The sequence below is a fragment of the Bradyrhizobium sp. CCBAU 45384 genome, from assembly GCF_028128665.1.
GTDB classification, from domain to species: Bacteria; Pseudomonadota; Alphaproteobacteria; order Rhizobiales; family Xanthobacteraceae; genus Bradyrhizobium; species Bradyrhizobium manausense.
This window is the reverse complement of record NZ_LBIZ01000114.1, coordinates 195,068-208,146: the sequence shown is the minus strand read 5'-3', so window position 1 is coordinate 208,146 and position 13,079 is coordinate 195,068. Positions and strand designations below refer to the sequence as shown.

Annotated in this window: 15 protein-coding genes; 9 read left to right on the top strand and 6 right to left on the bottom strand. The window is 64.2% G+C overall.

All coding sequences use genetic code 11. The features are described from left to right. Positions 1-19: 19 nt before the first annotated feature. The 4 genes from XH80_RS27270 (at position 20) to XH80_RS27255 (ending at position 3,374) form a co-directional block, all read left to right on the top strand. Positions 20-607: a formyltransferase family protein gene (locus tag XH80_RS27270; RefSeq protein ID WP_057755630.1), complete on the top strand. Its 588-nt coding sequence runs from the start codon at positions 20-22 to the stop codon at positions 605-607. 197 nt (positions 608-804) lie between these two features. Continuing rightward, positions 805-1,155, top strand: coding sequence for a hypothetical protein (locus tag XH80_RS27265; RefSeq protein WP_271601225.1), 351 nt, complete (start codon positions 805-807; stop codon positions 1,153-1,155). Further along, positions 1,100-1,648, top strand: a complete 549-nt coding sequence (locus tag XH80_RS27260; RefSeq protein WP_271601224.1) for a hypothetical protein — start codon at positions 1,100-1,102, stop codon at positions 1,646-1,648. Before XH80_RS27265 ends, XH80_RS27260 begins: the two co-directional genes overlap by 56 nt. A 304-nt stretch (positions 1,649-1,952) precedes the next feature. After that, positions 1,953-3,374 (top strand): caspase family protein, encoded by a 1,422-nt coding sequence (locus XH80_RS27255; protein WP_271601223.1) that lies wholly within the window; start codon positions 1,953-1,955, stop codon positions 3,372-3,374. A 229-nt stretch (positions 3,375-3,603) separates the two neighbouring features. Here XH80_RS27255 and XH80_RS27250 read toward each other — a convergent pair whose 3' ends face one another. Beyond that, positions 3,604-3,843: a BrnA antitoxin family protein gene (locus XH80_RS27250; protein ID WP_271601222.1), complete on the bottom strand. Its 240-nt coding sequence runs from the start codon at positions 3,841-3,843 to the stop codon at positions 3,604-3,606. 3 nt (positions 3,844-3,846) lie between these two features. After that, complete coding sequence (gene cysK / locus XH80_RS27245; RefSeq protein WP_271601221.1) at positions 3,847-4,836, bottom strand: cysteine synthase A; 990 nt, start codon at positions 4,834-4,836, stop codon at positions 3,847-3,849. A gap of 222 nt (positions 4,837-5,058) precedes the next feature. Here cysK and XH80_RS27240 point away from each other — a divergent pair, with 222 nt between their 5' ends. After that, complete coding sequence (locus XH80_RS27240; protein WP_057755648.1) at positions 5,059-5,277, top strand: hypothetical protein; 219 nt, start codon at positions 5,059-5,061, stop codon at positions 5,275-5,277. A gap of 86 nt (positions 5,278-5,363) precedes the next feature. Here XH80_RS27240 and tgt read toward each other — a convergent pair whose 3' ends face one another. After that, positions 5,364-6,512: a tRNA guanosine(34) transglycosylase Tgt gene (gene tgt / locus XH80_RS27235; RefSeq protein WP_271601220.1), complete on the bottom strand. Its 1,149-nt coding sequence runs from the start codon at positions 6,510-6,512 to the stop codon at positions 5,364-5,366. A gap of 256 nt (positions 6,513-6,768) precedes the next feature. Here tgt and XH80_RS27230 point away from each other — a divergent pair, with 256 nt between their 5' ends. The 4 genes from XH80_RS27230 to XH80_RS27215 all read left to right on the top strand — a co-directional run bounded on the left by XH80_RS27230 (position 6,769) and on the right by XH80_RS27215 (position 10,913). Then, positions 6,769-7,890 (top strand): patatin-like phospholipase family protein, encoded by a 1,122-nt coding sequence (locus XH80_RS27230; protein ID WP_271601219.1) that lies wholly within the window; start codon positions 6,769-6,771, stop codon positions 7,888-7,890. 135 nt (positions 7,891-8,025) lie between these two features. Continuing rightward, complete coding sequence (locus tag XH80_RS27225; protein WP_271601218.1) at positions 8,026-8,772, top strand: TetR/AcrR family transcriptional regulator; 747 nt, start codon at positions 8,026-8,028, stop codon at positions 8,770-8,772. A gap of 269 nt (positions 8,773-9,041) precedes the next feature. Beyond that, a complete protein-coding gene (locus XH80_RS27220; RefSeq protein WP_271601217.1) occupies positions 9,042-9,647 on the top strand; it encodes a PepSY domain-containing protein in 606 nt (201 codons plus the stop codon). Positions 9,648-9,875: 228 nt separating this feature from the next. After that, positions 9,876-10,913, top strand: coding sequence for an aspartate-semialdehyde dehydrogenase (locus XH80_RS27215; protein ID WP_271601216.1), 1,038 nt, complete (start codon positions 9,876-9,878; stop codon positions 10,911-10,913). Positions 10,914-11,031: 118 nt separating this feature from the next. Here the strand turns inward: XH80_RS27215 and queA are convergent, their stop codons facing one another. The 3 genes from queA to XH80_RS27200 form a co-directional block, all read right to left on the bottom strand. After that, positions 11,032-12,105 carry a tRNA preQ1(34) S-adenosylmethionine ribosyltransferase-isomerase QueA gene (gene queA, locus XH80_RS27210; protein ID WP_271601215.1) on the bottom strand — a complete coding sequence of 358 codons (1,074 nt, stop codon included), beginning with the start codon at positions 12,103-12,105 and terminating at the stop codon, positions 11,032-11,034. 100 nt (positions 12,106-12,205) lie between these two features. Then, positions 12,206-12,670 (bottom strand): peptidylprolyl isomerase, encoded by a 465-nt coding sequence (locus tag XH80_RS27205; RefSeq protein ID WP_035702663.1) that lies wholly within the window; start codon positions 12,668-12,670, stop codon positions 12,206-12,208. Continuing rightward, positions 12,667-13,077 (bottom strand): hypothetical protein, encoded by a 411-nt coding sequence (locus tag XH80_RS27200; protein WP_057755662.1) that lies wholly within the window; start codon positions 13,075-13,077, stop codon positions 12,667-12,669. Before XH80_RS27200 ends, XH80_RS27205 begins: the two co-directional genes overlap by 4 nt. Positions 13,078-13,079: the final 2 nt, after the last annotated feature.

Here is a 13,079-nt window from a genome sequence, read left to right as displayed (position 1 = left end):
CGAGACGGATCAGACACCCATGCGCATTACCCTCGTCGGCTCCCGCCATTTCGGCGTGACCACCCTGAACATGCTTCGCGAACACGGCGTCGGGGTCGTGCGGGTCGTGGTGGCCGACGCGGACGACCGCCTGGCCGCGACGGCCAAGGCCGCCGGCATCGAGGTGGTGGTGCAGGCCAATCCCAAGCTGGTGGTGGCCTCCGAGATTGCCCCCGACACCGATCTGATCATCACCGCCCACAGTCATGCCCGGGTTGGCAAGGACGCGCTCGCAGCCAGCAAGCTCGGCGGGATCGGCTACCACCCCTCGCTGCTGCCGCGCCATCGCGGCAAGGCCGCGGTGGAATGGACCATCAAGGAAGGCGACCCGATCGCCGGCGGCACCATCTATCACCTCGCCGACCGTATGGACGCCGGCGCCATCGCTGCTCAGGACTGGTGCTTCGTGAAGAAGGGCGAGACCGCTCGCGAGCTTTGGGAGCGTGCGCTGGCCCCGCTGGGGCTCAAGCTGCTCGCCGACGTGATCGACTACGCCAAGGTCCACAAGGCGTTGCCGGCCAAGACTCAGGACGAGCAGTTCGCGACCTCAGCACCAAGTCTTTCCTAGGAGATCTTTCCTGAGTCGCTTCTCGCGTTAAGGATGAACGTGAGGTCGCATTGATTCTGCTTCAAAAATCGGAGCCAAAATCGCAAATAAACCATTGTTTGCACAGGAACAATTTTCGCAATTGCATCGCACCAAATTTCCGTCACATTTGGCCCGAATAACAGTCAGCATATCAGACACATTCAAGGACGGAATTCATGCGTTTTGGTCGCATTGCGGCGTTCTGTGCCGCTTCAATTGTTACTGCCAGCCTCGCCGCTCCCGCTTTCGCCCAGACTCCCTATGACGGCAATTGGCAGGTCACCATCGTGACCAAGACCGGTTCGTGCGAGCCGACCGCAAGCTCCATGCTGACGGTCGCCGACGGCAAGATCACCGCACCCGGCGCTAACGTTTCCGGCACCATCGGCAGTGGGGGTCTTGTGAAAGTTTCGATCAATGGTGCATATGCCAACGGTCAACTCAGCGGCAATGCCGGATCGGGGAAGTGGAATGGAGCATCTGCAGGTATACCGTGCAGCGGGCGGTGGGAAGCATCGCGCCAATAAGCAATTCGGAACTGGTGTCCTCAATCGGCGGCTGCTCACGGCGGCCGCCGTTTTGTTGGTGACAGCTGTTGCCACCAGCTCGGAGAGCAAGGCCCAAGCCGGTCCCTTCGCACCGCTGGCGGGCAGCTGGAGCGGCGGCGGCACGGTGACGCTGGATGACGGCTCGACCGAGCGGATCCGCTGCCGGGCCAAATACGCCCCGATCGGACCGACCATGGAGATGTCGCTGACCTGTGCCAGCGACGCCTACAAGTTCAACCTGGCTGCCAGCGTCAAGGCCGAGGGGAGTGCCATCACCGGTAGCTGGTCCGAGGCCAGCCGCAATATCAGCGGCTCGCTTCAGGGACGCGGCGGTGGCGGGAACTTCGAAGTGGTGGCCTCTGCCGCTGGATTCAACGCCAACATCGCGTTGAGAACGAGCGGCAACAAGCAGAGCGTTACGATGCGCGCGGACAGCCAGTTCCGCGGCGCCAATATCTCGCTGTCGAAATAGGACGACAGCACGGCGATACGACCATCGACCCGGCGACCTCGCCGGGTCGATTTTTTATGGGCCCGGCACGAACGCCCTGCCCCGATTCGCGCCCGCGCCCGGTGAACCACCGCGCGGCTTGAGGCGACAAATCCAGGTGGTCGAGCGTGATTTGGATCACGTTGGAGGGGCATTCCATCGTGCACATTCGATCACAGAGCTGCGGGTTGAGTCAGTCGTTTTGCTAGCGCGAGGCCAGGCGGTTTCGTGTAGGTTCGACACCAATCTGTTGCTGCCTGTCATTCGATTCTGTTGGGGATTTCAGATGCGCACTCTCACCATCATCGTTTCGCTGATGTGCATGGCGCTGTCGGTCAGCGCCGCCAAGGCCGACCGCCGCGTCGCCTTTGTCGTCGGCAACGGCGCCTACAAGAACGTCGCGCAATTGCCGAACCCGCCGATCGACGCCAAGGCGATGGCATCGACGCTGCGCAATGTCGGCTTCGAGGTGATCGAAGGCTCCAACCTCACCCGCGACCAGATGACCGAGAAGCTGCTCGATTTCGGCCGCAAGGCCCAAGGCTCCGATATCGCAGTGTTCTATTATGCCGGCCACGGCATCGCCGTCAGCGGCACCAACTATCTCCTGCCCGTCGATGCCGACATCAAGTCGGAGATGGACGTCAAGCTTGGCGCCGCCATCAACGTCGACCTGACGCTCGACCAGACCATGGGCGATGCCAAGGTCAAGCTGGTGTTCCTCGACGCCTGCCGCGACAACCCGTTCGCCGCCAAGATCAAGTCGAACTCGGCCACCCGCAGCGTCAATGTCGGCAGCGGCCTAGCCGAGATGAAGTCGGGCGAAGGCACGCTGATCGCGTTCGCCACCGGCCCGGGCCAGACCGCGCTCGACGGCCAGGAGGGCAACAACAGCCCGTTCACCCGCGCGCTGATCGACAACATCACCAAGCCCGGCGTCGAGATCCAGCAGGCGATGACCTCCGTGCGCGCGCAGGTCAATGAAGAGACCCACAAGGGCCAGCTGCCGTGGGGCCACACCAATTTGATCGGCGCGGTCTATCTCAACCAGGCGCCGACGACCCAGGTTGCCAACGCGGCGCCGACGGCAACCGCCGCGCCAGCCGCAGCGGCCGGCAACTCCGAGGCTGAAGTCGAGTTCTGGCGCTCGGTGAAGGAATCCAACAAGCCGGAAGAGCTCAACGCCTACCTCTCCGCTTATCCCAACGGCCAGTTCAAGCCGCTGGCAATGGCGCGGCTCGCGGCGATCCAGAACGGTCCGTCGACCACGACCCGCAACCTCAATGCCGGCGTCGATCCCGCAACTTTCACCGACGACGCTACCCAGCTCACCGAGGACCAGATCGGCCTCGACAAGGGTCAGCGCCGCGACGTGCAGCGCCGCCTCACCGGCCTCGGCTTCGACACCAAGGTCACCGGTGTCTTCAATGACGAGACCCGCTCGGTGCTCAAGCGCTGGCAGGCCGCTCGCGGCTATCCGTCGACGGGCTTCCTCAACAAGCTCCAGCACAAGGCCCTGTTGTCCGAGATCGTCGCGACGACGACCGTGAGCGATGACAGCGCGAAGCCGGCCCGGCGCGCGGCACCAGCGCCAGCACAGGCGCAGAGCGCACCGGTTCAGCATCGCAACAGCGGTGGCGGCGACGCGGGTGCGGCCTTCGTGGGCGGCGTGGTCGGCGGCATGATGGGCGGCATGTTCCGCCGCTGAGCCGCAAAGCCCGATCGCAAATACAAAAGCCCGGCTCACGCCGGGCTTTTTCTTTGCTCTCCTCGGTCAAGGCAGAAGGAAAATGCTGCCGCAGACTTCGTCATTGCGAGCGTAGCGAAGCAATCCAGAATCCCTCCGCGGCAATAGTCTGGATTGCTTCGTCGCAAGAGCTCCTCGCAATGACGAGGAAAGAGGCGTGCCTTACACGGACGTATCGGGCCGCGGAGATTTACTTCCCCGCCGCCTTGCGCAGCGCCTCGTTGATGCGGTCCTGCCAGCCGGGGCCGCCTTCCTGGAAATGCTCGAGCACGTCCTGATCGATCCGCAGCGTCACCTGCTCCTTGATCCCGGGTGCCGCGTTTTTCTTCGGCGGCGGCTCCGCCACTTTAGCCGTCACCTTCTTGAACGCCGCCTCGGCTTCAGTGCGCGCGTCGCCCAATGTCCGCGGTCGCCTCGGTTGATCCGCCATCTCTCAGATTCCTTCAAACAGAGCCGTCGAAAGATAGCGCTCGGAGAAGGACGGCACGACAGCCAAAATGGTTTTTCCCGCCGCTTCCGGCCGCTTGCCGATCTCGAGCGCGGCGGCGATCGCGGCACCGGAGGAAATGCCACCCGGAATGCCCTCATGCCGCGCCAGCGCGCGCGACGTTTCGATCGCGGTCGTCGAGTTGATCTTCACGATCTCGTCGATCACGGAGCGGTCGAGAATGTCGGGTACGAAGCCCGCGCCGATACCCTGGATCTTGTGCGGCGTGTGGGCGCCCCCCGATAGCACCGGGCTCTCCTCGGGCTCGACCGCGACCACCCGCAAGGACGGCTTGCGCGGCTTCAGAACCTGACCGACGCCGGTGATGGTGCCGCCGGTGCCGACGCCGGCGACGAAGTAGTCGATATTGCCTGATGTGTCGTTCCAGATCTCTTCCGCCGTGGTACGGCGATGCACCTCCGGATTGGCGAGGTTCTTGAACTGCTGCGGCATCACCGAGTTCGGCGTCGTCTTCAACAGCTCTTCGGCGGTCGCGATCGCGCCCTTCATGCCTTGCGCCGCCGGCGTCAGCACCAGCTCGGCGCCGAGGAACGCGAGCATCTTGCGCCGCTCGATCGACATGGATTCCGGCATCACCAGCTTCAGACGGTAACCACGTGACGCCGCGACGAAGGCGAGCGCGATGCCGGTATTGCCTGACGTCGGCTCGATCAGCACCGTGTCGGGCTTGACGATGCCCGCCTTCTCCATCGCGATGATCATGGCGGCACCGATACGGTCCTTCACGCTGGCGGCCGGATTGAAATATTCGAGCTTTGCCAGAACCGTCGCGTCGACGCCGCGCATGCCCGGCAACCGGCGCAGGCGAACGATCGGCGTGTCGCCGAAAGCCTCGACGATCGAGTCGTAGATCCGGCCGCGACCGGGTTGGTGCGCTGCACCCATCTTTGCAACCTTCTCGGACGATGCGTCCATGTTGAACTCCCTGTGGCAGCAATTACGCTTCTCGCGCAGCGTTTGCGCAGTTACGGACAGCTAGTGACGACACGCAAGCGACAATGCGGCACATGTTAAATACGCTGCATCGCAAAATCGCGTGAGCACTAATTAGCAGAAAATCAACGCATTCGTGTTGCGACCTCGTCAACTGATTCTGTTTATGTTAGACTTAGGTCTCAAAGCAGGGAGGTCACCACGATGTCAGCAGTCGCTGAAGTGTTGTCGACCGTCGCGGCAAGGCGTGATCCGCGTTGTAGCGAGTTGCCCACGTGTCCCGTCTGCGCCGATTCCATGGTCGCCGCTGAAGCGTCCGCCTACGTCTCGGATCACATGATCTCGTATCTCTGGACCTGTGACAATTGCGGCTACGGTTTCGTGACCAAGCATGCCGTCAAGCAGCGGATCGTGTGCAACTGACGCGATTGCTGGAGCATGATCTTGTCGGAAAACCGCTGCACACTTTGCGCTAACGCGGCCCTTCGGGTCCAGATCATGCTCTCGCCCTAGCGAGGGGCGATGTCGCCCCTCGCCCAGTCCTCGCGCGTACGCCGATAGAACTCGTCGAATGTTCCGCGTGCGATCGCGTCCCTGATGCCCTGCATCAGGAACTGGTAGTAGGCGATATTGATTTCGGACAGCAGCATCGCTCCCAGCGTCTCGCCCGCCTTGACGAGATGGTGCAGATAGGCGCGTGCGCAATTGCGCGTTGATGGCCACGCACTCTCCTCGTCGAGCGGACGCGGATCGTCGGCGTGGCGGGCGTTGCGCAAATTGACCTGGCCGAAGCGGGTGAAGGCGACGCCGTGGCGGCCATTGCGCGTCGGCATCACGCAATCGAACATGTCGACACCGCGCTTCACCGCCTCGAGAATGTCGTCGGGCGTGCCGACGCCCATGAGGTAGCGCGGCCGGTCCGCCGGCAGCGCCGGCGCCGTCTCGTCGATCATCGCCAGCATCACGGCCTGCGGCTCGCCTACGGCAAGACCGCCGATCGCATAGCCATGGAAGCCGATCTCGACCAGGCCTTGCGCACTCGCATGGCGCAGTTCCGGCACGTCGCCGCCCTGGACGATGCCGAACAGCATGTAGCCGTCTGGCGCGCTCTCGAAGGCACGCTTGCTGCGTTCGGCCCAGCGCAGCGACAGCCGCATCGCGCGCTCGACGTCATCGCGCTCGGCCGGCAGCCGCACGCATTCGTCCATCTGCATCGCAATGTCGGAGCCGAGGTAGCGCTGCACCTCGATCGAGCGCTCCGGCGACAGTTCGACCTTGGCGCCGTCGATATGGGAGCGGAACGTGACGGCGTGCTCGCTGACCTTGCGCAGGTCCGCCAGCGACATCACCTGGAAGCCGCCGGAATCCGTCAGCATCGGCCCGTTCCAGCCGGTGAACCGCTGCAATCCGCCGAGCGCGTGGATGCGCTCCGCGCCGGGACGCAGCATCAGATGATAGGTGTTGCCGAGCACGATATCGGCGCCGGCATCGCGCACCTCGCGCCAGTGCATGCCCTTCATGGCACCGGCGGTGCCGACAGGCATGAAAGCAGGCGTCCGCACCACGCCATGGGGCGTGGTCAGGTGGCCGGTGCGCGCGGCGCCATCGGTGGCCAGCAGCTCGAAATGATTGGGTAGACCGGTATCGGGAAGATTCATGGCGGTGCTTATTGCGTGTCGGGCGAGCCCGATCAACCCGCACGATGCCCCAGACTGGCACGGCGTTGACGCGGACGTGATGACAGGGGCTGCTTGATGAACAAAACGATACAGTGTAGTTTTACTGCCGGGGCTGGACGAGACGCCGCGGCACACGGCCTGCGGCCGCAGATGCGTGATCGCCAGCCATCGACCAATGCCCCTCCCCACATGTTCGACGGACGTCTCCAGCCGCGCGGGCGACTGGGTAAGGCGCATGGTTGGCCACCTGATCAGGTCACTGGTCGTGTTATCCAGCCTGACACTCGCCGCCTGCACCTCAATTCCCCGCACGCCCTACACGGCGGCCGATGCCAGCAGCTCGCGCGTGCTCGATATCGAGGGCCTCAGGCGCTACGCCGACGAGCCCATCACCAAGTTCAGCTTCGCGCAGGACAAGGCGACCGGAAGCCGAACCTATCTGGCGCTCTCCGGCGGCGGCGCCGACGGCGCCTACGGCGTCGGTGTGCTCAACGGCTGGAGCGCAGCACGCAACCGTCCGACCTTCTCCGTCGTATCAGGGGTGAGCACCGGGGGCCTCATTGCCCCCTTTGCCTTCCTCGGATCGCAGTACGACGACACGCTGCGCGAGCTCTACACCAGCGGCATCGCCGAGAGCCTCTTGAACGATCCCAGCATCATCCGCGTGCTGTTCGGCTCCGGCCTGTTCGGCAATACGCGGCTGCGCGAGCTGGTCGCGCGCTATGTCGGACCCGAGCTCATGGCGCAGGTCGCGCGCGAGAGCGCCAAGGGCCGGCGGCTGCTGGTGGTCACCACCGATCTCGACACCCAGCGCACCGCGATCTGGGACATGGGCAAGATCGCCGCGGTCGGCACGCCCGAGGCGCTGAAACTGTTTCGTGACGTGATGGCGGCCTCCGCCAGCATTCCCCTGGTGTTTCCGCCCATCCTGATCGAGGCCGAAGGCCAGGGTCGCAAATTTCAGGAGATGCATGTCGACGGCGGCGTGACGGCGCCGGTGCTGACGCTGCCCGAGGCCTTGCTGTTGCAGGGACGCCTGCCCGGCAACGCGAAGATGGACATCTACATCCTCGTCAACAAGAAGATCGAACGCAATTTCGAGCTGGTCGCCAACAGCACGATCGACGTCGCCTCACGCAGCCTGTCCGCCATCACGCAATCGCAGACGCGCGCGATCATCCTGTCGACCTACGATTTCGCGGAGCGCAACCACCTCGGCTTCCATCTCTCCTATATCGAGCGAGATTATCCGGCGCCGCCGTCGGAAGGCTTCGACACCGGCTATATGCGGGCGCTCTACCAGTACGGCTACGAGAAAGCGGCCGGCGGCCAGGCCTGGACCTCGCGGATGCCGTGATATCCGCATCGCGGAACGGTGGTGGCGGAAGACCGTTGACGATCCGGCCAATTCGGCCAGATTCGCCATGACGCCTTGGTTGCTGCGCGTTATAGAGCAATGATCACTGTCGGGAACGCGCAGGAACCACTGGGCATGGGATTGACTGCGACCAAGGCAAAAACGGCAACGGCGCGACGCGAGGTGTCGAAATCGCGCGGCGGCCGGCCGACCAAGAGCGCCGCGATCGAGCGCGATCAGCGGCTGATCGAGGTCGCCACCCGCCTGTTCCTCGATCGCGGCTTTGACGCAACCTCGCTCGATGCGGTGGCCGAGGCCGCGCGGGTCAGCAAGCCCACCGTCTATTCCCGTTACGGCGACAAGCGCGGCCTGTTTGCCGCCGTGCTACGCCGCGAGATTGCGCGCTGGCTGGCGCCGCTGTCGGCTGCGGCGGAAACGCAGCTCAGCAGCGCCTCCGATATCCCTGTCGAACAGCGGCTGGTCGAGATCGGGCGCGAGATGCTGAATTTCACCTGCGGTCCCGACGCCGTGGCCTTCAGCCGCATGATGACGTCACAGGCCATCAACTTCCCTGATGTCGCCAAGCTCGGCAAGGAAGAGGGCTGGTTGAAGGCCGTCGCGACCACCGCCCGCTTCTTCGACCATCTGGCGGCGCAAGGCGCGCTCGATGTCGACGACACCACGATCGCCGCCGAAGTGTTCCTCGACGTTGTCGTCGGCCACACCCACCGCATGGCGACGTTCGGCACGCCGATGGAGTTCAAGGCGGCAGAGAAGCGGATGCGCGCGGCGATCAAGCTGTTCCTGGCCGGCGCGATCGGCCCTGCGAACCGCATCCAGGGCGCACCAAAAGCCGCGCAACGGCGCCGCCCCTCCCGCTGACATTTCCGTGAGACCGGCGATTTGTCCCAGCAGAGGATGGTCGCTTCGTTGACCAAAATAAAACGATACGGTATGGTTTTGTTTGTAGAGCGGTGCGGGCCACTTTTTTCACCAGCCCCAAAAGAGGACCGAACCGCTTAGATCGCCGCGACGGGTACAGCCCGCTAGCGACGCTCCGCGGCCGGCCGGTGCCCAAGGCCGGCCGCGATTTCTTTACGAACATTCGGCAGACTTGCTGGTGCGAGACCTGCCGGCCGAAGGTTTGGACCATGAGCGCGACAAGACCAGGGATATGCGGATTGCTGGTGATCGCCCTGTCAGGGCTGCTCATCGCAGCGCCTGTTCGCGCGACCATCTCGGCGGGCTCTACGCCCGCCACCCTCCACAGCGAGACAGATGGGGACGCCGCGACCGATCGCCAGGCCGTCAGCCGCGAAATCGAGCGATTCCGCTCATCGTCGATCTCGATCAGCCAAGCGATGGCGATCGCGGAAGCCCGTCATGCCGGCGCGACCACCGCGGATATCAGTTTCGACGGCGGCTCGGGCGTGCCGGTCTACCGGGTCAAGACCCTGCACAACGACCGGATCTGGCGGTACACCATCAACGCGGCGACCGGCGAGGTCATCGGCGGCGAGGCCGCCCTGCCCCTCACCGAGCTCGACAATGAGGATCGCAGCAACCTCGCCGCACTCGGCATCATCAAGCACCGCCTGGCTGACGCCGTGCGCGTCGCCGAGAAGGCGGCATCAGGCAAGGCCATCAGCGGCGGGCTGGTGCGCGAGGGCGGCCGGCTCAATTTCGCGATCGTCGTCATCAGCGGTGACGATCTCAAGGAGGTCCTGCTCGAGCCACCGGGCGTGCGGGGCAAGTAACGAGGCCAAAATCCCGCCGAAAAGCCATTGACGGACGCAAAACTCTCCCGCATAAGTCCCGCCATGTTCACGACCACCAAACGCACGACCAAAACCACCACGGCCTTCGGGGCCCGGGGAGGCGTGCGCGCATAGTCGTCGACTAAAACGCATCAAGCTCTGCCGAAGCCCCGCCCATGATGGTCCGGGGCTTTTTTGTTGCCTGAATCCCAGCTCAACCGAAATGCAATGGAGGACAAAGTGAGTAACGATCCCGTCGTCGCGATTGTCGGCGTCACCGGTGCGGTGGGCGCCGAATTCATCGCCACCATGGACAAGCGCGGCTTTCGCGTCGGCAAGCTCAAGGCGCTTGCCAGCGCCCGCTCCGCCGGCAAGACGGTATCGTTCCGCGGCCAGAACATCGTCATCGAGGAATTGACCGAGCGCGCCTTCGAGGGCGTCGACATCGCGCTGTTCTCCGCCGGGAGCGGCATCTCGAAGAGGTTCGCGCCCATCGCGGTCAAGGCCGGCGCGGTCGTCGTCGACAACTCCTCGGCCTTCCGCATGGATCCGAACGTGCCGCTGGTCATCCCCGAAGTGAACGCTGGCCGTATCCGCGACCACAAGGGCATCATCGCCAACCCGAACTGCGCCGCGATCACCGCGCTGGTGCCGCTCTGGCCGATCCATCAGAAGAACCGCATCAAGCGCGTGATCATCTCGACCTATCAAGCCGCCTCCGGCGCCGGCGCGGCCGCAATGGACGAGCTCGTCGAGTCGACCCGCGCCAATCTCAACGGGCAGGTCTACACGCCCAAGGTGATGCCGCACCCCTACGCGTTCAATCTCTTCAACCACAACACGGCCGTCGATCCCGAGACCGGCTACAACGACGAAGAGACCAAGGTCATCAAGGAAACCCGCAAGATCTTCGAGGACGAGAATATCGCGATCGGCGTCACCTGCGTCCGCGTGCCGGTGCTGCGCGCCCATTGCGAGGCCATCACCTTCGAATGCGAGAGGCCGATCACCGAGGACCAGGTCCGCAGCCTCATGGCGCAGGCGCCAGGCGTGAAGGTCGTCGACGACCGCCTCAAGAACTACTTCCCGATGCCGATCGACGCCTCGGGCCAGGACGATGTCCTGGTCGGCCGCATCCGCAAGGACCTCAGCGACCCCTCCGGCCATTCGATCTCGATGTTCGTGGCGGCCGATCAGCTGCTCAAGGGCGCCGCGCTGAACGCCGTGCAGATCGCGGAGCTCCTGCCGCAGCGGGTGATGGCGTAACCGGAGCTGTAAGAACAGGCCTCGTAGGGTGGGCAAAGGCGCGCAAGCGCCGTGCCCACCGTTCTTATCCGGATTCAAGAAAGACGTGGGCACGCTTCGCTTTGCCCACCCTACGGCACTACGGCACTGCCCGAAACAGAAGACACGCGTCCCCATACGAATAGAACCGGTACCCGTTCGCGATCGCATGCGCATAGGCCTGCTTCATCGTACCCAGCCCCGCGAACGCCGACACCAGCATGAACAGCGTCGACTTCGGCAGATGGAAATTCGTCATCAGAATATCGACCGCGCGAAAACGATAGCCGGGCGTGATGAAGATCGAGGTCTCGGCCGCGAACGGCTGGATGGTGCCGTCCTCGGTGGTGGCGCTTTCCAGCAGCCGCAATGACGTGGTGCCGACGGCGATGATGCGGCCGCCGTTTTTTCGCGCGCTGTTGAGCCGCTCCGCAATCTCGGCGGAGATCGTCCCCCACTCGGCATGCATCTTGTGAGCGTCGGTGTCATCGACCTTCACCGGCAGGAACGTCCCTGCCCCGACATGCAGCGTGACCCTGACGATGCCGACGCCGCGGTCGCGTAGCGCCTGTTCGAGCGCCGGGGTGAAATGCAGCCCCGCGGTCGGCGCAGCCACCGCGCCTTCGTTCGTCGCGAACATCGTTTGGTAGTCCGCGAGATCCTGATCGTCAGGAGTGCGCTTGGAAGCGATGTAGGGCGGCAGCGGCGGACTGCCGAGATCGGCGATCGCCTGGTCCAACGCGGGCCCATGGAACGAGAAGCCAAGCGTCACCTCGCCTTCCATCCCCTTGGCCTCGACCTCGGCATCGAGATGGCCGAGCAGGCAGACCTTGCCCTCATTGCCGAAGCGGATGCGGTCGCCGGGTGTGAGCTTCTTAGCGGGCTTCACCAGCGCCTGCCAGCGCGAGCCGTCGAGCCGCTTGATCAGCGTCGCCTCGATCTTCGGCTCGGTCTCCCGACCGATGCGACGGCCCTTGAGCTGCGCCGCGATCACCTTGGTGTCGTTGACGACGAGCTGGTCGCCCGGCTTCAGCCAGTGCGGCAGATCCGCAATGGTCTGGTCGCACAGCGCGCCGTTCTCCACGACCAGCATTTTCGCGGAGTCGCGGGGACTGGCCGGGCGCAAGGCGATGCGCTCCGGCGGCAGGTCGAAATCGAAGAGGTCGGTGCGCATGGTCCGCTATGACGTCATTCCGGGGCGCGCAAGGCGCGAACCCGGAATCTCGAGGTTCCGGGTTCGGCTCTGCGAGCCGCCCCGGAACGACGACAGATGCCTATTCCTTATCGGCCGCCATCCGCGCCTTGACGATCTTGTCCGGGTTCTGGACCGGCTCGCCGCGCTTGATCTTGTCGACGTTCTCCATGCCCTCGGTGACCTTGCCCCACACCGTGTATTGGTTGTCGAGGAAACGGGCATCGTCGAAGCAGATGAAGAACTGGCTGTCGCCGGAATCCGGGCTCGCCGCGCGCGCCATCGAGGCGGTGCCGCGCACGTGCGGCTCCTTGTTGAACTCGGCCTTCAGCTTCTTGCCGGAGCCGCCGGTGCCGGTGCCGTGCGGGCAGCCGGTCTGGGCCATGAAGCCCTCGATCACGCGATGGAACACGATGCCGTCGTAGAAGCCCTCACGGACCAGCTCCTTGATGCGGGCGACATGGCCGGGCGCGAGGTCCGGACGCATCTCGATGGTGACGGGGCCCTGCGTGGTCTCGAGGATCAATGTGTTTTCGGTGACGCTCATGCTCGTCTCTCTTGTGTTGGAGGTGAAGTCTTCCGGCGACGGATCGGGATCGCGAAGGGACGTCCCGCGGCCGCGCCGGCCATTGCATCGGTAAATGGCAACGGCGTGCAGCGTTGCAATGTCTCCATCACCGCGATGCGGTACTGCAGCCGGTCTTCGTCGGTGGCATCCGCGGATTCATAGGAAATTCGCGGATGGCCCAAAATGTTTCCACTCCGGTTAAAGCTCACGATGACGGTGATGTCGATGGGGTGAGCCTTGCTGGCGGGTGGCGGTTTCCAGCAGGTTTGCAGGTACCTGGAAATGTCCGCGATGGTGTCGACCTTCGCGTCGTCGGCAGCGGCACCGATGGTGGCGAGCAGGAGCGCTGCGGCAGCGAGCAGAAGCCTGTCGCCGCGGCGCGCCATGA

Coding starts and splice junctions, on each gene's coding strand:
- cysK (WP_271601221.1), bottom strand. CDS start 4,836: ATGGACGCATCGTCCGAGAAGGTTGCAAAGATGGGTGCAGCGCACCAA.
- XH80_RS27225 (WP_271601218.1), top strand. CDS start 8,026: ATGGGATTGACTGCGACCAAGGCAAAAACGGCAACGGCGCGACGCGAG.
- XH80_RS27255 (WP_271601223.1), top strand. CDS start 1,953: ATGCGCACTCTCACCATCATCGTTTCGCTGATGTGCATGGCGCTGTCG.
- XH80_RS27220 (WP_271601217.1), top strand. CDS start 9,042: ATGAGCGCGACAAGACCAGGGATATGCGGATTGCTGGTGATCGCCCTG.
- XH80_RS27260 (WP_271601224.1), top strand. CDS start 1,100: ATGGAGCATCTGCAGGTATACCGTGCAGCGGGCGGTGGGAAGCATCGC.
- XH80_RS27265 (WP_271601225.1), top strand. CDS start 805: ATGCGTTTTGGTCGCATTGCGGCGTTCTGTGCCGCTTCAATTGTTACT.
- XH80_RS27270 (WP_057755630.1), top strand. CDS start 20: ATGCGCATTACCCTCGTCGGCTCCCGCCATTTCGGCGTGACCACCCTG.
- XH80_RS27215 (WP_271601216.1), top strand. CDS start 9,876: ATGGAGGACAAAGTGAGTAACGATCCCGTCGTCGCGATTGTCGGCGTC.
- XH80_RS27230 (WP_271601219.1), top strand. CDS start 6,769: ATGGTTGGCCACCTGATCAGGTCACTGGTCGTGTTATCCAGCCTGACA.
- XH80_RS27240 (WP_057755648.1), top strand. CDS start 5,059: ATGTCAGCAGTCGCTGAAGTGTTGTCGACCGTCGCGGCAAGGCGTGAT.
- XH80_RS27250 (WP_271601222.1), bottom strand. CDS start 3,843: ATGGCGGATCAACCGAGGCGACCGCGGACATTGGGCGACGCGCGCACT.
- XH80_RS27200 (WP_057755662.1), bottom strand. CDS start 13,077: ATGGCGCGCCGCGGCGACAGGCTTCTGCTCGCTGCCGCAGCGCTCCTG.
- tgt (WP_271601220.1), bottom strand. CDS start 6,512: ATGAATCTTCCCGATACCGGTCTACCCAATCATTTCGAGCTGCTGGCC.
- XH80_RS27205 (WP_035702663.1), bottom strand. CDS start 12,670: ATGAGCGTCACCGAAAACACATTGATCCTCGAGACCACGCAGGGCCCC.
- queA (WP_271601215.1), bottom strand. CDS start 12,105: ATGCGCACCGACCTCTTCGATTTCGACCTGCCGCCGGAGCGCATCGCC.